Below are 21,841 nucleotides of genomic sequence, written 5' to 3' on the forward strand. Positions count from 1 at the left end.
CCAATGCCTTTCGGCTGGTGTGGTACGAGACAGCGCCTCTTACCTTAATGTGACCGCCAACAGCTAAAACTTGAGAGAGTATTTGCTGACCTTGCTTGCTAACTACCACGTTAATGTACGAATACATTTTCGTAATAAGCTGGCTCTTGCTAGTTAGAGTGCTAAAGCAATTCTTGCTAGCAATGTGCTTCGCTTGGAGTCTTAGGCAATAAAGCCGGACAACACCAGACGATTGGTCATTCAAAAATTACTCAGCTGCTGCTTCGCCTTCAGATGGTGCTGGAGCTGGTTGCTCTGCACGCTCTTCACGACGTGGGGCACGCTCTTCTTTAGCCTTCATCATTGGAGATGGCTCAGTGATAGCGCCTTTAGTACGCATGATCATGTTACGGATCACTGCATCGTTGAAACGGAAGTTAGACTCCAGCTCGTCAATTACAGACTGCTCAGCTTCAACGTTCAGTAGAACGTAGTGTGCTTTGTGCAGTTTGTTGATTGGGTAAGCCAGTTGACGACGGCCCCAATCTTCTAGACGATGGATCTGGCCACCAGAATCTTTGATAGCAGCAGTGTAACGCTCGACCATGCCAGCAACCTGTTCGCTTTGATCAGGGTGCACCATGAATACGATTTCGTAATGACGCATTGGTTGCTCCTTACGGATTAATCAGCTTCCTGAGTTGGCTCGGTTATCCAGAGGAAGCAAGGAACTAAAAATAGAACCGAGAATTTGGACGCTGAATAGTACAGAGAATGGACAATCGAAGCAAGAGAATTTTACGGCTTGGAGACAAGTTAAATCGTTAAAGAAGGAAAGTTGGAGATGAGCAATAAAAAAGCAGGCGTGCAATATTCACTGCGCGCCTGCTCTTGCTAGGAACTAGGTGTTGTTTTTCCTAATTTCTGCTGTTATTGACGCTGACGTACCGCTTCGAACAGGCAGATGCCAGTTGCGACCGAGACATTCAGGCTAGATACCGAACCCGCCATCGGGATCTTGATCAAATCATCACAGGTCTCGCGGGTCAGGCGACGCATACCTTCACCTTCCGCGCCCATCACAATGGCCAACGGACCTGTCAGCTTGCTTTGGTAAACATCGTGGGTGGCCTCACCGGCCGTACCAACAACCCACACGCCCTTGTCCTGTAGTGCACGAAGGGTACGAGCCAGATTGGTCACTCTTACCAATGGCACGACTTCAGCCGCGCCACAAGCTACCTTGCTTGCCGTGGCATTCAGCTGGGCCGAACGGTCTTTCGGTACAATCACAGCCACGGCACCGGCCGCATCGGCATTACGTAGGCAAGCGCCCAAGTTATGCGGATCGGTTACCCCATCCAATACCAGCAAAAGCGGGTTTTCTTGGCTAGCCAGAAGGTCATCAATGTTATTTTCATTGAACTGCTTACCCGGACGCACACGGGCAATAATGCCCTGATGCGATGCTCCCTGGGCTTTATCATCCAGCGCCTTACGACCAGCCTGCTGAATAGTGATACCCAGCATTTGCAGCTCATTGATCACTGGCAGCAAACGGTCATCTTCACGGCCTTTCAGCACAAAGACTTCAATGAAACGTGAAGGGTCAGACGCCAAAACGGCTTTGACGGCATGAATGCCGAAAATCATGTCATTACTCATGGTTTAGTTCTTCTTAGCTGCTCGTTCTTTCTTACCGGCACGCTGTTTCTTCTTACGGGCCTTGGTCGATTTCTTCTTCACGGCCGGCTTACCCTTGCCGTCCTCTTTCTCCGCCTTGCCTGCCGGTGCTTTGTCGCCCTCGAGTTTAGGGATTGCACCCGCTTTCAGCTTTTGACGTACCGAGCTACGCTCTTTCTTCGATTTAGAGCGCTGCTCCTGCTGGGCTTCGCCGTCGGCAACACGGTACACTTTCATACTCTGGCGCTGCATGCCTTCGGCTTTGCGCATACGCTGCTTTTTCTCGCGGTTTTTGGCTGTCTTGCCGTCACCACGAGGCTTGCGGTTGCTGCCAACAATATCAAAATCAATTTGGCGATCATTCAAGTTAATGGATGCGACCTTAACTTTTACCGTATCACCCAGACGGTAAACCTGCCCAGAGCTATCACCAATCAGGCGCTGCCCAATCGGATCAAACTGGTAATAGTCATTAGCCAAGTTGGAAATGTGAACCAAGCCGTCAATATTCAATTCATTAAGACGAACAAAGAAACCAAAGCCAGTTACATTGGCAATCACACCATCGAACTCATCACCGACGTGATCTTGCATGTACTCACATTTCAGCCAATCGGCCACATCGCGAGTCGCGTCATCGGCACGGCGTTCTGTGGTTGAACACTGCTCGCCAAGACCGTCAACATCATCAAAAGAATAGTGGTAACCGCCTGTTGGCGTCCAGCGATCCTTATTGGTCCCTTCCTGTTTGGCCACAAGGTACTTAAGCGCACGGTGAAGGGTCAGGTCTGGGTAGCGACGAATCGGTGAGGTAAAATGCGCATATTGCTTCAACGCCAAGCCGAAGTGACCGATATTATCGGCCTGATAAACCGCTTGCTTCATCGAGCGCAACAGCATGGTTTGAATCAGCTCTTTGTCTGGACGATCTTGGATCAACGCGGCAAGTTCAGCATAGTCTTTTGGTGATGGCTCCAAGCCACCAGACAACTGTAGGCTCAGCTCACCGAGGAAATCACGGAATCCCAGCAGGCGTTCTTCACCTGGAGAGTCATGTACTCGGTATAGGGCCGGTTCCTTCGCTTTCTCCACAAAGCGTGCAGACGCGATGTTCGCCAGGATCATACACTCTTCGATGATCTTATGGGCATCATTGCGAACGGCCGGCACAATACGATCGATTTTGCGGTCGGCATTAAAGATAAACTGCGTTTCAATCGTTTCAAACTCAATCGCACCACGCACTTCACGCTCGCTTTTGAGTACCTTGTACATGCTGTAGAGTTCTTCAATATGCGGCACCAACGGGGCATATCGCTCGCGCAGCTCTTCATCGCCGTCCAGCATTTTACTTACTTTGGTGTAAGTGAGACGGGCATGGGAGTTCATGACCGCTTCATAGTGCTTGTAGCCTGACAGTTTACCGGTTTCAGATATGGTCATTTCACACACCATACACAAACGGTCAACCTGCGGGTTCAGTGAACACAGGCCGTTGGACAGTACCTCCGGCAACATCGGGATCACCTGAGACGGGAAGTAGACCGAGTTACCACGCTTCACTGCCTCGTTATCGAGTGCCGTGTCTGGACGTACATAGTAGCTGACATCAGCAATCGCAACCCACAGGCGCCAACCACCTGATTTTTTACGCTCACAATATACAGCGTCATCGAAGTCGCGGGCATCTTCACCATCAATGGTAACCAGCGGCAAGTCGCGTAAATCAACACGGCCTTTTTTCGCCTCTTCAGGCACTTCTTCGCCCAGTCCCTGAATTTGTTTTTCAACTTCAGACGGCCACTCGTGAGGAATATCGTGGGTACGCAAAGCAATTTCGATTTCCATGCCCGGTGCCATGTTTTCACCAAGCACTTCAACCACTTTACCGACAGCGTTATATTGACGTGTCGCACGCTGGTTGACTTCGACCACCACCACGTTGCCCATGCGAGCGCCCATGCGCTGGTCATTCGGGATCACGATATCTTGGGCAATACGGGAGTCATCAGGGACCACATAGCCCATATTGTCTTCGATAAAGAAACGTCCGACAATTTGTCCTTCGTAATGCTTCAGGACACGTACCACACGGCCTTCACGACGACCACGCTTATCCGTGCCCGCCACCTGAGCCAAGATGTAATCACCATGGATCACACCGCGCATTTGGTGGTGAGGCAATAGCAAATCTTCTTCTTTGCTATTGGTGCCTTCAGGGCGCAGGAAACCAAACCCATCTCGGTGGCCAATCACATGACCTTTGATCAAATCGAGACGTTCCGGCAGGGCGTAGCACTGGCGGCGGGTAAAAATCAGTTGGCCATCACGCTCCATGGCGCGAAGGCGGCGGCGCAGACCTTCATATTGGTCGTCGCCCTCAAGTTTCAGCTCTGCAAATAGCTGATCGCGGCTAACAGGCGCCGAGTAACCCCGGATCACTTCCAGCAGCATTTCACGGCTAGGGATAGGGTTTTCGTAGTTTGATGCTTCGCGATCGCGAAAAGGATCGACCGGTAAATCGGTAGTACCTTTTGACATAATTAGATCCAAGTTAGCGAAGAGATACTTCAAGTATATCTGCGCCCTAGGTGAACAGACGGGAGCCAAGTCGAAAAATTAGCTCCCCAGAGAGATTTTGAAGTTATTGCGTTTCTATCACTGTGCAGACTGATCCAACAGGACACGTAGAGGCGGGTTGTCATTGATCATTTCTGACAAGGTGTGGTTGTCCAGCTCATCCAAGAAAGCTTGGCGCGCATCGAAGAGGATACCTTTAAGCCGACAGGCTGGTGTTATATGGCAAAAATCCTCGCTGCAATTGACGATTTGCAAAGGCTCAATCGCCCGTACGACGTCGCCGATCACTATTTTATCGGCAGGCATACCTAGGCGGATCCCGCCATTTTTACCGCGCACTGTTTCGACGTAACCCAGCTGTCCCAGCTTATTGATGATTTTCACCATGTGGTTACGTGACACGCCGTACACCTCGGTCACTTTGCTGATACTCGCGAGCTCCCCCTGTGGCAGGGTAGCTAGGTATATAAGGGCACGCAGGCCGTAATCGGTAAAACTCGTCAGTTGCACAATAACTCCTCCTGCCGACATTTTAATCTGGATATTGACTAAAAGATACAGATACGATACAACTTAAAACATATATTATAAATACACCATTACAAGGTAAAGTCATGCTCAGCTCCCAAACTATTGAGATCGTTAAAGCTACCGCGCCAGTTATTGCCCAGACCGGCCCTGCTTTGACCGCACATTTCTACGATCGTATGTTCAACCATAACCCCGAACTCAAAGATATTTTCAATATGAGTAACCAGCGTAACGGGGACCAACGCGAAGCGCTGTTCAATGCAATCTGCGCCTATGCCAACAATATTGAAAATCTTCCAGCCCTATTGCCAGCGGTCGAGAAGATTGCCCACAAGCACACCAGTTTCATGATCACTGCAGAGCAATACGCTATTGTCGGTGGCCACCTGCTGGGTACGATTGACGAGTTACTGTCGCCAGGCCAAGAAGTTCTGGATGCCTGGGGAGAAGCCTACGGCCTACTTGCAGACATCTTTATCAAGCGGGAAGAAGCGATCTACCAAGAGAACGAAGGCAAGGACGGCGGCTGGCGCGGTACCCGTAAATTTACCTTGGTTGAGAAAACCCAAGAGAGTGATGTGATCACTAGTTTCACCTTCAAACCCGTCGACGGAGCCGCTGTCGCAGGCTACCTACCGGGTCAATACCTGGGGGTTTACCTCCAGCCAAAAGGGTTCGAGTTCCAGGAGATCCGCCAATACAGCCTATCTTCAGCCCCGCAAAATGATCAATACCGCATCTCGGTCAAACGCGAAGAGGGAGGTACGGTGTCGAGTTACCTGCATGACACCCTACAAGTTGGCGACGATATTCTGCTTGCTCCACCGGCCGGTGATTTCTTCCTCGATGTGGAAGACACGACACCAGTTGCATTGATTTCAGCCGGTGTGGGTCTGACCCCAACCCTGTCCATGCTAGAAACCCTGACTAACCACAAGGCTGACGTGCACTGGTTGCACGCCGCTGAAAACGGTAAACACCACGCATTCAAAAATTCAGTTGCCCGCATAGTGGCCGCCCACGAGCATATTTCCAGCAACATCTGGTACCGCGAGCCATTAACCTCTGACAGCCCGGCCGAAGACTTCCAATTTGACGGCATGATGGATCTCAGCAAGGTCAAAGCGTTGGTAACTACACCTGGCATGCATTACTACTTCTGTGGCCCGGTCGGGTTTATGCAGTATGGGGCTAAGCAGCTGATCGAGGTGGGGGTCGCCGAGGAGCAACTCCATTACGAATGCTTCGGACCACATAAAGTGCTTTAAGCAAAAAAGCAAAAGAGAGGCTTAAGCCTCTCTTTTTTATTCTCTCTTCAGCCAAGGTGTCAGCCCTAACCGTTTCATCGACCAAACTGATCCATCTACCAAAAGCTATCCCGCCGCTTGGCTCTGGCAATCACATTGGCCGGCATCCGATTTTCCAACCCGCGCCGCAGGCGGGCAATCTTTTTATGGGTATTTTGGCTGGCGGTCGCGGTGTTATACAACCAGCGATAAGCATCTTCAAAGTCCAGTGGGCTACCATAGTTACTCAGCAGTAACTCGGCAAGCTGGATACGGGCATCGACATTCCCCATGGCTGCAGCTTCACGCAGGTAAGGGATCGCCCGCTCTCGGTCTTGCTGAACCAAGGTGCCGCGAGCATAGTAGCGTCCGAGCTGCTCTAGTGCCGCCGGAGAGCCTTGCTGGGCTGCCGACTGCATATAATGGACTCCAAGCTCAACATCCCGCTCGACACACACCCCCCAAGCCAACATATCGCCGTAGAGGAACTGGTAGGAAGGGGACTCCACCCGAATAGCCCTGGCCTCAATATCCTGGACTAACTGGCAATCATCGGCCTGAACTTGTTGCAAGTGACTATTGGAAATGAACATCCGGCTGAGCTCGTTTTCGCTATACACTGGCACGGCCTCGCCGACCTCTTCCAGGGCGGAAGCAGGGACTGCGCTGCACAGGGCAATAGCAACTATAAACGGGCGTAGGCTCATGGATGGATCTCTTACCGAATGTGCTAACCTTATCGGCGGCAGAAGCTGAGACTTTAGGGAAAAAACCGCCTAAGCGGCAATTTTATGGCACTCCAATGACATAGTATAAATCACTTTTTGACGCAATCTTCTACACCCACTTTTGGAACCAACCTCCACTTTGACAGCACCGCTACGCAACCGAATGCTTATTGGCTATTGACGAGTAATTTAGCCATAAAAAAAGCCAGCCCCATAGGGCTGGCTTTCAAATCAATCACTGTAATCAGCAATTACTCACCGTATGGGTGAACCTTGATGATTGTCTCGTTACGGTCAGGACCGGTAGAGACGATGTCGATTGGCACACCAGTTAGCTCTTCGATACGTGCAATGTAGTCTAGAGCCGCTTGTGGAAGCGCATCCAGAGACTTAGCACCGAAGGTGTTCTCAGACCAGCCAGGAACCGTTTCGTAGATTAGCTCTAGATCTTCGTAAGCATCAGCCGCCATTGGTGATACTTCTAGGATTTCGCCATCTTTGGTTTTGTAGCCAGTACAGATCTTAAGTTCTTTTAGGCCATCCAATACATCTAGCTTGGTTAGACAAAAGCCTGAGATTGAGTTGATTTGTACCGCACGGCGCATAGCAACCGCATCAAACCAACCAGTACGACGTAGACGGCCTGTTGTAGCGCCAAACTCGTTACCTACTTCACCAAGGTGCTTACCAACAGGGTCTTGCTTATCCAGACCATCGTAAAGCTCAGTCGGGAATGGACCTGCACCAACACGTGTGCAGTATGCTTTGGCAATACCTAGGATGTAACCAAGGTGACGCGGACCGAAGCCAGAACCTGCAGCAACACCACCAGCAGTCGTGTTTGAAGAGGTTACGTACGGGTAAGTACCGTGGTCGATATCAAGAAGTGTACCTTGCGCACCTTCGAACATGATCTTGTCGCCACGTAGACGGGCATCATCAAGTTCTTTCGTTACGTCGATAACCATTGAAGTTAGAATATCAGCCTGAGACATGATCGTCTCAAGGACTTCATCGTAGCTTACAGGCTCAGCATTGTAGTAATGCTCAAGCTGGAAGTTGTGGTAAGCCATAACTTCTTTAAGCTTCTCAGCAAATGCTTCTTTATCGAAAAGGTCACCAACGCGTAGGCCACGACGAGCAACTTTATCTTCATATGCTGGACCGATACCACGACCAGTTGTACCGATCGCTTTCTTACCACGTGCGATTTCACGCGCTTGGTCAAGAGCAATATGGTATGGAAGAATTAGCGGACAAGCTTCTGACAGGAACAAACGTTCGCGCACAGGGATACCACGTTCTTCTAGTGGGCCCATTTCTTTCATCAGCGCGTCAGGAGAAAGTACAACACCGTTACCGATGATACATTTAACGTTGTCACGTAGGATGCCTGATGGGATCAGGTGAAGAACAGTTTTTTCACCGTCAATGACAAGGGTATGACCGGCGTTGTGACCACCTTGGTAGCGCACTACGTATTTTGCATCTTCGGTCAATAGATCAACGATCTTACCTTTACCTTCGTCACCCCATTGGGTGCCAAGAACGACTACATTATTTGCCATCTTTCTTCATCTATAGTAGTTAAAAAGGGATTCTAGCACCTTCAACGTTGGCTTGCAGTCATTTTTTGACCATAGGCGGCAAATGTGCAAGATGCCTGTCACGCAAACGTGCTAGCGGAATTTACATACTAGTGTACATCATATATGCGATGACACTACCGGCAACCACCAGGCAGCCACCGATACGGCGCAGGGCATTATCATCCTGCTGGCTGAGCTGGCTCACCATTTCGCGCCAACCTTTCGGTGCCAACAAAGGCCCAAGTCCTTCAAAGACAAGGACTAGCCCCAACGCCATCCATATCGCCTTACTCATTGTTATCTCCTCACATTACTGGCAGGAATTATACCCAATAAAAAAGGCAAGACCGAAGCCTTGCCTTTTCATTACAACCAGAATGGTACTTAGTTGGCTACCGCATTGGATTCTTTCATGTACCTGAAGAAATCCGTGTTCGGATCAACAACCAAGATATCGTTCTTAGAGTTGAAGCTGTTCTCGTACGCTTTCAATGAACGCAGGAAGTTATAAAACTCTGGGTCCTGATTGAAAGCCGTTGAGTAAATCTCCGCTGTTTGCGCATCTGCGTTACCACGGACAACGGCAGCCAGACGGTTAGCATCGGCCAAAATCTTCGCTACTTCAAGCTCAGACTGGGCACGGATAACCTCGGCTTTCTCGCGACCCTGAGAGCGGTGCTTACGGGCAACAGACTCACGCTCGGCACGCATACGGCGGTAGATAGATTCGCTGATCTCATCCGGTAGGTTGATTTTCTTCATTCGGAAGTCAACTACCTCAACACCCAAGTCTTTAAAAGCGCTGACTTTGATGTCGGCCAATACATTGGCCATAATTTGATCACGCTGACCTTCAACCTCTTTACGAGGTGCAATTTCAGCGACGATTTCTGTTGCCGGTGCGTCATCTTCTTCAACAACTGCATTGCTGTCGACTTGGTCACCGCGATCTGGGCCTGAAACAATCTGCTTGATTTCTCGAGAACCGATTTCAGCACGAAGGCTATCCACCACTTTACGTTTAAGTAGCGCTTCTGCTGTTGATGCATCACCACCACCAGTTGTCAGGTAGTACTGGCCGAAATCTTCGATTTTCCACTTCACGTAGGTATCGATGATCACGTCTTTTTTCTCAGACGTTACGAAACGGTCAGCTTGGTCATCCATAGTCTGAATACGGGCATCCAACGTTCGGACCCGATCAAACACTGGCACTTTGAAGTGCAAGCCTGGCTCGTAGATCCGTGCTACATCAGAATTGGCATCTTTAAGAATACGGCCAAAACGGACAACAATTCCACGTTCGCCTTCCTGTACCACAAACATTGACATCAGCAACGTCGCGATAAAGACAACAATCACCGGGATCATTAACTTACGCATAATTAAAATCTCCCCTGGCGGCCAGTATCGGTACTACGTGGAGCGGTTGATACCGGGGCGGTCTCGACTTTCTCCAACTCAATACCGTAATCAGTAGACGAGCTGCTCTTCGGCTGACTGCTCTGCTGGGCAGGGTTAATCAGCTTGTCCAGAGGCAAATACAACAGATTGCCGCTTGATTTCGAGTCGACCATTACTTTACTGGTGTTAGAGTAAACACGTTCCATCGTCTCAAGATACAGACGGTTACGCGTTACTTCCTGTGCCGCTAGGTATTGAGGCAACAGCTTTTCAAACTGAGCCACTTCACCCAATGCACCGTTGATCACGCGCTCAGAATAACCTTCAGCTTCTTTCTTCAGACGCTCAGCACGACCTGTTGCCTTCGGCAAGATGTCATTGCTGTATGCTTCTGCTTCACGAACGAAGCGCTCTTCATCCTCTCGCGCTGCGATAGCATCATCGAAAGCATCTTTCACTGCTTCCGGTGGACGAGCAGACTGGAAGTTGACGTCAACGACAAACAAGCCCATGTTGTAGCGCTGAATAATGCCGTCGATCGCTTCTTGCGTATTCGCACGAATCACCTGACGCCCAGTGGTCAGAGCTTGGTCCATGGTCGAGTCACCAATCACCGCACGCAGTGCAGAGTCAGTGGCCTGACGCAAACTGTCATCGGCATTAGTCACGCTGAACAGGTATTTCTGTGGCTCGGCCACGCGATACTGAACGTCCATTTCAACTTTCAGTACGTTTTCGTCTTTAGTCAGCATCAAACCTGAGCTGCGCAAAGAACGAATAGCCTGCACGTTTACCGGCTCTACTTCATCGATAAAAGTAGGTTTCCAGTTCAGACCTGGATCTACCATTTCGTAGAATTTACCGAAACGCAAAACAACCCCGCGCTCCGCTTCACCGATGGTATAGAAACCAGAAAAGCCCCATACCGCTGCAGCCACAACTGCTATTGCCCCAAGACCTGCAGCGCTGCCGCCGGTCGAAGGTCCCTTTTTATTCCCAAAAATACCACCGAATTTACGACTCAGTTTTGAAAAAACTTCATCGAGGTCCGGCGGACCTTGTTCACGACCACCGCGATTATTGTTCCCCCAAGGGTCTTTATCACGGCCGCCGTTGTTTCCAGGCTCATTCCACGCCATTATAGAACTCCATCAATATGATATGACGACAGTTTTTCTTATTACTCTAGCAGTCCATTAAGCAACGATAAAGTCATCTAACGAAGTACTTTCTCTTTTTTGTAACCTAGACCACTCTACCAGCGGTAAGCGGATGTCAATTTGCAGACTGCCATCAGTGTCATATTCCTCACTGACAATGCACCCCAGCTGGTAAAACTTGCTCCGGTAGCGCCCGATGTACTGAGGCGGTAACCGCAAGGTATGCTTCACCATGGTTCCAGAGAGACGCTCGGTCAGAGCTTCAAACAGCAGCTCAATCCCTAGTCCTTCCATCGCCGAGACCCAAACTCGTTGAGGAACACCGTTCTCATCACGTTCAATACGTGGCGATGCACCTTCTAGATTATCGATCTTATTCATCACAACCAAGATTGGCACCTCGCCGGCATCAATCTCTTCGAGCACCGTCTCAACCGCTTCAATATTTTCACGAAAACGGTCATCACTAGCATCGACCACGTGTAACAGCAAACTGGCATCCTGAGTTTCTTTCAGGGTTGCCTTGAAGGCTGCGACCAGATCATGGGGCAAGTGGCGAATAAAACCGACCGTATCGGCCAAGATCGAAGTGCCAACATCGGCTACATCAACCTTGCGCAGAGTCGGGTCCAGGGTGGCAAACAGCTGATCAGCAGCATAAACACCAGCATCGGTCACCCGGTTAAACAACGTCGACTTGCCGGCGTTGGTGTAACCAACCAGTGAAATCGTTGGGATTTCGGCACGGTTTCGTGCACGGCGCCCCTGATCACGTTGCTTGGAGACTTTTTCAAGACGGCGCAAAATCGTCTTGATTCGATCGCGAAGCAAACGGCGGTCCGTTTCCAACTGGGTTTCACCCGGTCCACGCAAGCCGATCCCGCCTTTTTGACGCTCAAGGTGGGTCCAACCGCGGATCAGTCGGGTTGAGATGTGACGTAGCTGTGCCAGCTCGACTTGCAGCTTACCCTCATGGGTACGCGCTCGCTGAGCAAAGATATCGAGGATCAGACCGGTACGGTCCAATACACGGCATTTGCAAATCTGCTCCAAGTTGCGCTCTTGCGCTGGAGAAAGAGAATGGTTGAATATGACGATATCGGCGTCTTCAGCCCGAACCGCTTCGGCAATTTCCTGTGCTTTACCTTCACCCACGTAATATTTAGGGTGGGGAGTTTTACGACTACCGGTTACCACCCGTAGCGTATTGACTCCCGCCGAGGAGACTAGCATTTCGCATTCGCTTAAGTCTTCCCACTCCCCTTCTTGCGTGAAGTTGATATGAACAAGAATTGCCTGCTCACCGGATTCATAACGGTCAAACAAGCAATCAACTCCTTAATGAAGAGTATTATTCTTCGGTTTTTTCTTGTGAACGTTCTGCCGAAGCTGGGCGATCACCTGTATGGTGGTGGTTAACTGGACGAGCCGGTACCACAGTTGAAATCGCATGCTTGTATACCATCTGGTTTACAGTGTTCTTCAGTAGGATCACAAACTGATCAAAAGACTCAATCTGGCCCTGTAGCTTGATACCGTTAACCAGGTAGATTGAAACTGGGATTCTTTCACGACGCAAAGCGTTCAAAAATGGGTCTTGCAGAGATTGCCCCTTAGCCATTATTTCTTTTCCTTATTTGTTTGTAGTTGTAGTTAGCAACGAACAAAATTAAAAATACGCAAAACAGTAACCAGTATACACGTTAATCAAACATCACATCTAACTGAGTTTGTGACGGTTTGTAACGCCAACTCTGGGTCACTGCTATCCAACCACGTCAGATCTTTCCAGCTTCTCAGCCAGGTAATTTGACGCTTCGCCAATTGACGAGTAGCACAGATACCGCGGAAAACCGCTTCATCCAAAGAACACTGCCCGTCCAAATATTCCCACATCTGACGGTAACCAACACAACGAATTGAAGGAAGGTCTGGGTGCAGATCATCGCGTTCATACAAAGCTCGTACTTCCTGCTCAAAACCTGCGTCGATCATCTTCTCAAAACGCTGCTCGATCCGCCGATGCAGCACAGCCCTATCCGTGGGCGTTATTGCAAACTGGTGAACCCTGTAAGGCAAAGTATCGCCTTGAGTTTTCGTCAGCTCAGTTAAAGTTTTACCCGAAATACGAAAAACTTCCAATGCGCGTGAAAGGCGCTGGGGATCATTGGGGTGGATACGCGCCCCGGAAACTGGGTCGATCCGTACCAATTCCTCATGCATCGCCTGCCAGCCTTTCTCCGCCGCTTCCTGCTCAATCTGAGCTCGGATCACCGGTTCAGCCGCTGGCAATGGCGACAAACCTTCCAATAATGCTTTGTAGTACAACATAGTACCACCAACCAATAAAGGAATGCGCCCTTGTGCAACTATATCAGCCATTTCTTTCAGTGCATCAGCGCGAAAGTCTGCAGCTGAATAACTTTGCGCTGGATCACGAATATCGATCAATCGATGTGGCGCTTGCGCCAACTCGTCGGCATCGGGCTTTGCCGTACCGATATCCATATTCTTATAGATAAGGGCTGAATCAACGCTTATCAACTCTACCGGAAGTTGTTGGCGCAATCGGATCGCCAAATCAGTTTTGCCCGACGCTGTCGGACCCATCAGGAAAATTGCCTGTGGTAGTGGCTTAGTCATAATTAAAAGCTTCTACTGCTGCGCTCACGTCAACCGGGCGCAACAAGTCTGAAAAAAAGTGTTCGAGTTCTGGGCCCCATAGCTGCTCCAGTTCAGTGACCAACTGGATTGCTTGGGATAAGGTATAGGCTTCTGTGGGCACAGTCAGCTGCCCTGCCAGCCAGTCTAACAGTTTGTCCCACCCTTGCGCTTCGGCATCTTCGGCCACGGACATGAGGTAGGCTAACAGCGCCGGTATCAATTGTTGCAGGTTCTGCTGACGCAATGGCTGGCATACCGACAAAATAATCAACTGCTGTTTGTTCTTGGCCTTGAGCTGTATGCCGAGCTGCTTAAGCAACATCGCATGCTGCTCGGCGCAGTTTATCATACTCGGCTCGACGGGGATGGAATGGGGGATCAGCAGGGGCTGCGGTTTCAACCCTTCACCCTGGGCCAAACGTAACTGCCCTTTGCTCCGCAGGCTCTGAGCCCGGGGCAATGACAATAGGGCCAGACCGTCATCACGGTTAAGCAGTAAGTATTGCTTCGCCACCAGCGACAGGGCCTTGCCCAGCCCGACTCCATTGGTCGTATCGATGGTATCCTGACGGGTTGGCACCTGGCTGACAGCTTTCCTCTCATGGAAGGAAGCGGTCTGCTTGGCCTGTGGTTGAGCAGGCGATTGGCTAGCTAGAGACTGGCTGGATACCGGCAAACTCGATGACGCTGGCGTCGGCGACGATTCCACCGTCTGCATCAGCTGCTGGTAGACCTCGACTTCTTCCGGACTAGGGCCGTCATCCTGATAGCGGGAGCGGCTATTACCACCAGAGCGACCAGATCCACCCGTTGAACCATCATTTCCACAATAGGTCTGTTCATCCCTTGACGGAACATAGGAGGTATCCGTTCTATCGCGATAGCCTAATGATTCAGGCTCAGAGCCTTGATCGCCAGCATCACTGACAGCGGTCCTTCCTGAAGGCGTGCCAGCTACAAGCCAGTCTCGGGCAGGAGCCTTATTGGGGTAATCCGGGGTGCGAGCCACGGCAGCCAATGCCGCATTGGGTTCGGCAATACCATGAGAATGGGAAGGCTGAGTTGAGGGTGAAGTCGATGAGTACGGCGCTTCCGGTGCTCGGGCACTGGCCCTAGGAGCCGGCGCATTCACCATCTGATCGGCGTCATCCGCCGCCCCTTCAATCAAGGCGCTTTGCAACCCCTGACAAATAAAGTCATGCACCAAACGGGCCTGATGAAAGCGAACTTCATGCTTGGCCGGGTGCACGTTGACATCCACTTGGTGTGGATCGACCTCTATAAACAGCACATAGGCCGCATATTGATCGGCGGCCAGACTGGTCTCGTAAGCTTGGCGGATAGCATGATTAATCAGCTTGTCTTTCATCATCCGCCCGTTGACATAGCAGTACTGGATATCGTTCTGTGATCTTGCGCCCTGCGGGCTGCAAATCCAACCGCCGAGCTTGAGATCGCCATGGGCCAATTCAACCGCCAGGGCATGCTCCAAGAAGGCCTGCCCGCACACAGCGGCCAAGCGACGCTCTTTCTGGATTTGGGTGCTGGCCGCACGATACTGACGAATCACCTTACCGTTATGACGGAGATTAATGGTGGCATCCATCCGGCTGAGGGCGATGCGCTTTAGCAGCTCGTCGATATGGCCGAATTCGGTCTTTTCGGTACGGAGGAATTTACGTCGGGCCGGCGTATTGAAAAACAGATCCAACACCTCCAGCGTAGTCCCGACAGGATGGGCTGCGGGCTTGAGTTGCACCTCCATATCCCGCCCTTCGGCATACGCGGCCCAGGCCTCTTCCTGCTCGGCTGTGCGAGAGGTTAGGGTCAGGCGCGACACCGAGCTAATACTGGCCAACGCCTCACCACGAAAGCCCAGACTGGCAATGGCTTCTAGATCATCGAGCGTGGCAATTTTTGACGTTGCATGGCGGCTCAGGGCCAAGCCCAGCTCGTCCTTTGGGATCCCCTTGCCGTTGTCACGGATCCGGATTGTTCGACTGCCGCCTTTATCGATATCAATATCGATGCGGGTTGCTCCCGCATCCAAGCTGTTTTCAACCAGCTCTTTGACCACCGACGCGGGTCGCTCTACCACCTCACCAGCAGCAATTTGGTTCGCCAAACGAGCTGGCAAGATCTGAATAGGCATAATCAACTACTCGGAATAGTAAGTTTTTGTCCAACCGCCAATTTATCTGAGCGTAATTGGTTCGCTTCACGCAAACGACTGACAGTCACTCCATAGCGAGTGGCAATCTTACCGAGAAAATCCCCCCGCTGCACGGTATGAACCACCGATGCCGGGGCCTTCACTGAAACTTTCAGCTTTTGGCCAACCGCCAGTTCATCGGAACGTAACGCATTGTCACGCCTGATACTCGCAACAGTCACCCCATACTGGCTGGCTATCTTGCCAAGGAATTCACCACGCTTCACGGTATGCGTCACCGTTTTGGTGGTTGTCGCTCTAGCTACCGTTGTGGGAGCGGTTACCGGAACCGTCGTTGACACTCTCAGTTTTTGGCCGATTGCCAGTTCATCGGAACGTAATTTATTATCACGCCTGATACTCTCGACAGTCACCCCATACTGGCTAGCAATCTTGCCTAGGAAGTCTCCACGCTTCACGGTATGCGTCACCGTCTTAGTGGTTGTCGTCACAGCTGCCGGTGCCGTTACCGGTGCTTTACCCGGGATCACCAACACCTGGCCGACCTTCAAGGTATTCGACTTGAGATTATTAGCCTGTTTTATAGCTGCCACAGACGTGCCGTAACGGTTAGCGATCACGCTCAGCGACTGACCACTGGCGACCTTGTGCTTGACTCCCTGGTTGCGAGAAGCAAATAGGGTCCCTTCCGGTGGCTTCTCGTTAAAATACGACAATACGCCACGGTAGACCGCATCCGCCAGTTTGTTCTGGTGTGACTTCGAGTTTAGCAGTCGCTCCTCGGTCGGGTTGGTGATAAACCCCGTTTCAACCAGCAACGACGGAATATCCGGAGACTTCAACACCGCCAGGCTGGCATGCTCCGGCTTGCTCTTGTGCAAGGTCGTGACCTTGCTCATCTCTTTCAGCACCCGACTGGCGACGTCATAGCCTTCCTTCTGGGAATGGCTAAACTGCAAATCGAGAACCGCCATACTCAAATACTGGTCATCACTGCCACCGGACAGTACATCACCGCCACCGAGCAACTCGGACTGCTTTTCATGCTGTTCAAGCCAGCGGCCAATTTCATTGTTCGCCCGGCGGGTATTGAGTACCCATACCGATGCGCCACGTGGCTGAGGTTTATGGAAACCGTCAGCATGAATAGAGACCAGTAAATGGGCACGCTTTTTACGGGCCAATTCGGTACGTCGGTTGAGGTTAACAAAGTAATCCCCCTGACGGGTCATCACGGCCTTCATTCCCGGGGTAGCATTGATCCGGGCCGCAACTATCTTGGAAATGTCCAACGTCACTTTCTTTTCATATAAACGGCTCGGACCAATCGACCCCGGGTCCTCTCCACCGTGGCCAGGATCGATCGCGACGATAATATCGTCACTGCCATAAGGCAATATGGCCTGTTGGTTCGCAACAGACTGCTTCGAGGTCGATTCAGGCTTCTTTACTGGGGCAGCTTTGCCATGCGGCAAGTCCAACACCAAGCGATGACTGTAATGGCCATCGGGCGTGGGTGCTAGCGTAAACAGGTTCGGGGTCATCCCCGCTTTCATTTCCAGCACCAGGCGGTAGGTCCCTTTTTCTGGCGCACCACTGTTGCGAATTTTGGTCAGGATCGCACTGTCCTTCACCACCACAGGCAACTTTGTTTTCAACGAAGTCTGTTTGAGATCCACCACCAAGCGATCTGGCTTGGTCAAGGTGAAATAGCTGAAAACCGCCTCGTCTTTTAGATCCAGCACCACGCGAGTTTCCTCTGGTGCCGGCCAAACCCTGATCCCTTTCAACTCATTTGCCATGGCCAATGAGCTAAACAGACTGGCCCCTAAAATCACAGCATTCAAAAAAGCCCGTAACGACATCCTATCAACACAACTCCAAGCGTTTAATGAGTTCACTACCGTATTCGTTATTTGCCGTCAGGGTAACTTTACGTTGCTCACCGTGATAGCGCATATCTAATTCAAGATCAGCTTCTGGTAATACGCCAGCCCCTTTCTCCGGCCATTCCACCAAGCAGATGGCATCCGCGGCAAAATAGTCACGGATCCCCATAAATTCTAGCTCTTCAGGATCCGCAAGACGGTACAGATCGAAATGATAGACCTGCCAAGGCGGAAGTTCATAAGGTTCCACCAAAGTATAGGTAGGGCTTTTCACATTCCCCTGATGGCCCAAAGAGCGAATAAAGCCCCTGCTAAAGGTGGTCTTCCCAGCGCCCAAGTCACCATGAAGATAAATGGTGGTCTGGCGCTGACAGGAGTGGGCCAGTTTGTGGCCTAAATCTACCGTCGCCTGCTCATCAACGAGCAGGATTTCAAAACTATGCATTGTCTTCTTATCTTGGATTTACTAATTGTCGAATATGAGGGAACAAATCGCTGGCAAGCATACCACGCTCCCCCTCTGCTGCGCAGCGGTCGGCAGCGGTACTGTGGATCCATACTCCGCATCTGGCAGCCGCTGCCAAAGACAAACCTTGGCCCAGCAACGCCCCTATGATACCGGAAAGCACATCCCCCATCCCACCCGTTGCCATTCCTGGGTTCCCCGCTGCACATACCCAGCATAGGGTACCATCATCCACCAAGGTCCCTGCACCTTTTAGCACGACCACTCCGCCATACTTCTGTTGCAGGGATCTTGCGGCACAGAAGCGATCGGCTTCCACCTCCGCGACCGAACAGGCCAGCAACGTTGCCGCTTCTCCGGGGTGAGGAGTAATTATACGATTATTTTTATAGTCTGGTGAATGCGCTAATAAGTTCAATCCATCTGCATCCACCACATGTCTTTTGTCTGTCTGGGCGAGAACGTCGTATAAAGTCCGACTCCACGCCGATTGACCGAGTCCAGGGCCCAAAACCAACACATCGGCCCAACGCAATCGCTGGGCCAGGACTGCACTGTCCGAATCCAGCCAACCAAGGGGCATTATTTCAGGTCTTGCTGCCACAATTGCCAACACATTGTCAGGTTGCGTCAGTACGGCCGTCAGGCCTGCTCCGGCCCTTGCCGCCGCTTCGGCCGCCATACGAATCGCCCCACCCATCCCATGATCACCTCCGGCCAACAAGATCCTACCGTGATCACCCTTATGGGCATCACGCTGCCTTGGGGGCAAACAGAACGCGATATCGGAGGCTTGGCTTACTATTACCGAAGACGACTCGATTTGTTCAAAGGCATCCGCCACCTCCAACCCTGCAAACTGCACGTGGCCAACATAACAAGCCGCTTGCGCCGTCCATAAGCCTTGCTTGCTACCTATAAAGGTCACCGTGACCCAGGCTTTGATGGCCTGACCGAGGATCTTCCCGGTATCCGCGCAAAGCCCAGACGGAATATCGACCGCGATCACAGGCAACGAGATCCGATTGATCATCGCGATCAACCGCTGCCCTTCAGGGCGTACCTCACCGCTGAGGCCGGTTCCCAGCAAAGCATCGATCACCACCTCGATCGTGGTTGGGATCGCCTTACCGGGGGGCAAAATCTGACCTCCGGCCGCCAGCCAGGCATCCCGGGCTTTGGCTGCATCTCCTGTAAGCCGCGCAGCCTCCCCCAACTGCCAAAGCGTCACCTGATAGCCAGCTTCGCATGCCAACCGGGCGACGACATAGCCATCCCCACCGTTATTACCGCCGCCACAGCATACCAATACGTGCTGCTGACGGGAAAATTCTTGCTCAAGCACTCGGAACACCGCGGTGCCGGCCCGCTCCATCAACTGGTACATATCCAATTGCTGCTGTGCAGCGACCTGCTGCTCTCCCCGGCGAACCTGCTCAGCTCGGTAAAGTTTGCCAGACCAATATTCCGTACTCATGAAAGCCTCCCTTTTCTCGTCAACATGGCGGACCTATGCCACATTGGCAAGCTCCATTGTAGCGACAACATCAATTAGTACGATCAACAGACCAAGATCTTCATGATGATCCTCTCAACATTTGCTGTGGTTGTGGTAAACTTCCGCCCCCTATTAAGCCCGGTACTGCAAGTATGACCATCGACTATCGCAATCTGACCCAAAAAATCAAGCAATGGGGCCTAGAACTCGGTTTCCAGCAGGTTGGGATCAGCGATGTCGATTTGAGCCAACATGAAGCGCAACTGCAACGCTGGCTCGATGCTGGCTACCATGGCGACATGGACTGGATGGCCCGCCATGGCATGATGCGGGCACGCCCAGCAGAACTGCACCCTGGCACCGTTCGGGTGATCAGCGCAAGAATGGATTACCTACCACCTGAGGCAAGCTTTGCCCACAGTCTAAGTCATCCAGAGACCGCCTATATCAGCCGATATGCCCTCGGCCGTGACTACCACAAGCTGATACGTAACCGGCTCAAGCGACTCGGGCAATTGATTGAGCAGGAAGTGGGGCCATTTGGCTATCGGCCATTCGTTGATTCGGCTCCCATCTTGGAACGCCCGCTGGCTGAAAAAGCCGGACTGGGCTGGACCGGTAAGCACTCGTTGCTACTGAACCAACAGGCTGGCTCATGGTTTTTCCTTGGTGAGCTGCTTATCGACCTACCATTGCCTGTTGATAGCCCTGAGGAAAACCAATGTGGTAAATGCGTCGCCTGTATGACCAGTTGCCCCACCCAAGCAATTGTCGAAGAAGGCGTGGTTGATGCTCGACGGTGTATTTCTTATCTCACCATAGAGTTTGACGGTGTGATCCCTGAAGAGTTCCGGGAAGCGATAGGCAACCGAGTTTACGGCTGCGATGATTGCCAGCTCGTCTGCCCATTCAACCGCTTTTCCGAAGTGACAAAAGAAACCGATTATCACTGCCGTGACAACTTACGCCTGCAACCTTTGACTACACTGTATGCTTGGACCGAAGCCGCTTTCCTGAAAAACACTGAAGGTTCAGCAATTCGCCGCATCGGCCATATTCAATGGCTACGAAATTTGACCATTGCGATGGGAAATGCCCCATATAGCCCAGAAATCATCGAAGCATTGGAGTCCAGAGAGGGTGAAAATGCGTTATTGGATGAACACATCCATTGGGCAAAAGGCAAGCAACTCGAGAAGCGCCAACAGGCTGCTATCAATGTCCTGCCTGTGAGCACTAAACGACTAGTGCGCATCGTGGAGAAAGGCCTACCACGCGATGCCTAGTGGGGAGGAAAAACTGTCCGGCTGCCATATTGCAACGTTATCCACACATAGTGAGAGCTTGATCAGGCTTCTGAGCTAATGTGGAAAACATTTTCAATTTTGTCTGTTTATCTGCTATTCCCAATATTAAACACAGCCCAATAGGGCCTACTCAAAAAAAGTTATCCAAACATCCACAGAGTGGATCAAGTTGTATATAAGTCTTGAATAAAGGCATCCAAATCTATAAAAAACAACACTTTACATTGTGGATGATTTTTTTTAGATTATTGTTCGATTGAAGAATAAAAAGATAAATACAGACTTGTTCACACTGTATCGGCACACGTAATCAACCGACTTACCCACAACATGAAATTGTGGATAACTCTGTGCACGATCTCAGTATTTTCTATCCGCCACAGGCTCAAACCCACGAACGACAAGGCATTCAGGCATAAGCTGGTCGGGATAAATTAAGACAGATACGATTCACAGCTCCCTGCTGGCAATTTACATTACCCGTATCACACCATTCAAAGAGCTTGTGTCGTCATTTGACACCAAACAGAGCATTTCGATATTGCTTAATAAAAATAAACAGCCATAAGGCTGTAGGGGCAAATCAACAATGATGTTTTCGAAGCTGATCGCTTCATAATGGTTCCCAATAACCCTCAGGCTATGGAACATTGAAACAACACACAAGATTATCGAGAATCGATTAACCCAGGAATGTTGCAATTGAACTAATACTTCACAGTAGTAGCTTTGCCGTTCCCCTGCTCATGCAGCGGCAGCAATGAAATTGGAGCGACGTGGCCGACTAGGTACGCGAGGTTCCTCGTGGGAGCACATCTATCCTGAAATTGGAGCGACACACGAGGTTCGAACTCGTGACCTCAACCTTGGCAAGGTTGCGCTCTACCAGCTGAGCTAGTGTCGC

At 51.0% G+C, this 21,841-nt stretch carries 18 protein-coding genes and 1 tRNA gene; 2 read left to right on the forward strand and 17 right to left on the reverse strand.

The features are described 5' to 3' along the window. Window positions 1-247: 247 nt before the first annotated feature. The 4 genes from rpsF to nsrR form a co-directional block, all read right to left on the reverse strand. Window positions 248-646 carry a 30S ribosomal protein S6 gene (rpsF, locus tag ACVA58_RS25865; protein WP_255044247.1) on the reverse strand — a complete coding sequence of 133 codons (399 nt, stop codon included), beginning with the start codon at window positions 644-646 and terminating at the stop codon, window positions 248-250. 263 nt (window positions 647-909) lie between these two features. Then, window positions 910-1,644: a 23S rRNA (guanosine(2251)-2'-O)-methyltransferase RlmB gene (gene rlmB / locus ACVA58_RS25870; RefSeq protein ID WP_107351034.1), complete on the reverse strand. Its 735-nt coding sequence runs from the start codon at window positions 1,642-1,644 to the stop codon at window positions 910-912. A gap of 3 nt (window positions 1,645-1,647) precedes the next feature. Beyond that, window positions 1,648-4,203 carry a ribonuclease R gene (gene rnr / locus ACVA58_RS25875; RefSeq protein WP_446513134.1) on the reverse strand — a complete coding sequence of 852 codons (2,556 nt, stop codon included), beginning with the start codon at window positions 4,201-4,203 and terminating at the stop codon, window positions 1,648-1,650. 117 nt (window positions 4,204-4,320) lie between these two features. After that, window positions 4,321-4,752 (reverse strand): nitric oxide-sensing transcriptional repressor NsrR, encoded by a 432-nt coding sequence (gene nsrR / locus ACVA58_RS25880; RefSeq protein ID WP_446513135.1) that lies wholly within the window; start codon window positions 4,750-4,752, stop codon window positions 4,321-4,323. A gap of 104 nt (window positions 4,753-4,856) precedes the next feature. Between nsrR and hmpA the strand changes: the two genes are divergently transcribed. Further along, window positions 4,857-6,041, forward strand: a complete 1,185-nt coding sequence (hmpA, locus tag ACVA58_RS25885) for an NO-inducible flavohemoprotein (protein WP_446513136.1) — start codon at window positions 4,857-4,859, stop codon at window positions 6,039-6,041. A gap of 95 nt (window positions 6,042-6,136) precedes the next feature. Here hmpA and motX read toward each other — a convergent pair whose 3' ends face one another. The 12 genes from motX to ACVA58_RS25945 form a co-directional block, all read right to left on the reverse strand. After that, window positions 6,137-6,766 carry a flagellar protein MotX gene (gene motX / locus ACVA58_RS25890; protein WP_446513137.1) on the reverse strand — a complete coding sequence of 210 codons (630 nt, stop codon included), beginning with the start codon at window positions 6,764-6,766 and terminating at the stop codon, window positions 6,137-6,139. Between the two features lie 272 nt (window positions 6,767-7,038). After that, a complete protein-coding gene (locus ACVA58_RS25895; protein ID WP_255045088.1) occupies window positions 7,039-8,355 on the reverse strand; it encodes an adenylosuccinate synthase in 1,317 nt (438 codons plus the stop codon). Window positions 8,356-8,476: 121 nt separating this feature from the next. Beyond that, window positions 8,477-8,671 carry a DUF2065 domain-containing protein gene (locus ACVA58_RS25900; RefSeq protein WP_446513138.1) on the reverse strand — a complete coding sequence of 65 codons (195 nt, stop codon included), beginning with the start codon at window positions 8,669-8,671 and terminating at the stop codon, window positions 8,477-8,479. An 89-nt stretch (window positions 8,672-8,760) separates the two neighbouring features. Further along, complete coding sequence (gene hflC / locus ACVA58_RS25905; RefSeq protein ID WP_446513139.1) at window positions 8,761-9,759, reverse strand: protease modulator HflC; 999 nt, start codon at window positions 9,757-9,759, stop codon at window positions 8,761-8,763. Window positions 9,760-9,761: 2 nt separating this feature from the next. Then, a complete protein-coding gene (gene hflK / locus ACVA58_RS25910; protein WP_446513140.1) occupies window positions 9,762-10,919 on the reverse strand; it encodes an FtsH protease activity modulator HflK in 1,158 nt (385 codons plus the stop codon). A gap of 57 nt (window positions 10,920-10,976) precedes the next feature. Further along, window positions 10,977-12,266 carry a ribosome rescue GTPase HflX gene (hflX, locus tag ACVA58_RS25915; RefSeq protein ID WP_446513141.1) on the reverse strand — a complete coding sequence of 430 codons (1,290 nt, stop codon included), beginning with the start codon at window positions 12,264-12,266 and terminating at the stop codon, window positions 10,977-10,979. A 25-nt stretch (window positions 12,267-12,291) separates the two neighbouring features. Then, entirely contained in the window at window positions 12,292-12,561 is a 270-nt protein-coding gene (gene hfq / locus ACVA58_RS25920) for an RNA chaperone Hfq (RefSeq protein WP_039458576.1), read from the reverse strand. Between the two features lie 86 nt (window positions 12,562-12,647). After that, entirely contained in the window at window positions 12,648-13,583 is a 936-nt protein-coding gene (gene miaA / locus ACVA58_RS25925; protein WP_446513142.1) for a tRNA (adenosine(37)-N6)-dimethylallyltransferase MiaA, read from the reverse strand. After that, window positions 13,576-15,756 carry a DNA mismatch repair endonuclease MutL gene (mutL, locus tag ACVA58_RS25930; protein WP_446513143.1) on the reverse strand — a complete coding sequence of 727 codons (2,181 nt, stop codon included), beginning with the start codon at window positions 15,754-15,756 and terminating at the stop codon, window positions 13,576-13,578. Before mutL ends, miaA begins: the two co-directional genes overlap by 8 nt. A 2-nt stretch (window positions 15,757-15,758) precedes the next feature. Beyond that, on the reverse strand, window positions 15,759-17,642 hold the full coding sequence (locus tag ACVA58_RS25935; RefSeq protein WP_446513148.1) for a LysM peptidoglycan-binding domain-containing protein: 1,884 nt from the start codon (window positions 17,640-17,642) through the stop codon (window positions 15,759-15,761). A 4-nt stretch (window positions 17,643-17,646) separates the two neighbouring features. Further along, window positions 17,647-18,111, reverse strand: a complete 465-nt coding sequence (gene tsaE / locus ACVA58_RS25940) for a tRNA (adenosine(37)-N6)-threonylcarbamoyltransferase complex ATPase subunit type 1 TsaE (protein ID WP_446513144.1) — start codon at window positions 18,109-18,111, stop codon at window positions 17,647-17,649. 7 nt (window positions 18,112-18,118) lie between these two features. Further along, complete coding sequence (locus ACVA58_RS25945) at window positions 18,119-19,609, reverse strand: NAD(P)H-hydrate dehydratase (protein WP_446513145.1); 1,491 nt, start codon at window positions 19,607-19,609, stop codon at window positions 18,119-18,121. Between the two features lie 179 nt (window positions 19,610-19,788). Between ACVA58_RS25945 and queG the strand changes: the two genes are divergently transcribed. After that, window positions 19,789-20,916 (forward strand): tRNA epoxyqueuosine(34) reductase QueG, encoded by a 1,128-nt coding sequence (gene queG / locus ACVA58_RS25950; RefSeq protein WP_446513149.1) that lies wholly within the window; start codon window positions 19,789-19,791, stop codon window positions 20,914-20,916. An 849-nt stretch (window positions 20,917-21,765) separates the two neighbouring features. On the opposite strand, the gene ACVA58_RS25955 is transcribed toward queG, so the two are convergent. After that, a tRNA-Gly gene (locus ACVA58_RS25955) sits at window positions 21,766-21,841 on the reverse strand.

The sequence above is a fragment of the Photobacterium sp. DNB22_13_2 genome, assembly GCF_052873915.1.

Coding starts and splice junctions, on each gene's coding strand:
- hflK (WP_446513140.1), bottom strand. CDS start 10,919: ATGGCGTGGAATGAGCCTGGAAACAACGGCGGCCGTGATAAAGACCCT.
- tsaE (WP_446513144.1), bottom strand. CDS start 18,111: ATGCATAGTTTTGAAATCCTGCTCGTTGATGAGCAGGCGACGGTAGAT.
- hflC (WP_446513139.1), bottom strand. CDS start 9,759: ATGCGTAAGTTAATGATCCCGGTGATTGTTGTCTTTATCGCGACGTTG.
- rpsF (WP_255044247.1), bottom strand. CDS start 646: ATGCGTCATTACGAAATCGTATTCATGGTGCACCCTGATCAAAGCGAA.
- mutL (WP_446513143.1), bottom strand. CDS start 15,756: ATGCCTATTCAGATCTTGCCAGCTCGTTTGGCGAACCAAATTGCTGCT.
- rnr (WP_446513134.1), bottom strand. CDS start 4,203: ATGTCAAAAGGTACTACCGATTTACCGGTCGATCCTTTTCGCGATCGC.
- ACVA58_RS25945 (WP_446513145.1), bottom strand. CDS start 19,609: ATGAGTACGGAATATTGGTCTGGCAAACTTTACCGAGCTGAGCAGGTT.
- ACVA58_RS25900 (WP_446513138.1), bottom strand. CDS start 8,671: ATGAGTAAGGCGATATGGATGGCGTTGGGGCTAGTCCTTGTCTTTGAA.
- rlmB (WP_107351034.1), bottom strand. CDS start 1,644: ATGAGTAATGACATGATTTTCGGCATTCATGCCGTCAAAGCCGTTTTG.
- hfq (WP_039458576.1), bottom strand. CDS start 12,561: ATGGCTAAGGGGCAATCTCTGCAAGACCCATTTTTGAACGCTTTGCGT.
- ACVA58_RS25895 (WP_255045088.1), bottom strand. CDS start 8,355: ATGGCAAATAATGTAGTCGTTCTTGGCACCCAATGGGGTGACGAAGGT.
- motX (WP_446513137.1), bottom strand. CDS start 6,766: ATGAGCCTACGCCCGTTTATAGTTGCTATTGCCCTGTGCAGCGCAGTC.
- ACVA58_RS25935 (WP_446513148.1), bottom strand. CDS start 17,642: ATGTCGTTACGGGCTTTTTTGAATGCTGTGATTTTAGGGGCCAGTCTG.
- miaA (WP_446513142.1), bottom strand. CDS start 13,583: ATGACTAAGCCACTACCACAGGCAATTTTCCTGATGGGTCCGACAGCG.
- hmpA (WP_446513136.1), top strand. CDS start 4,857: ATGCTCAGCTCCCAAACTATTGAGATCGTTAAAGCTACCGCGCCAGTT.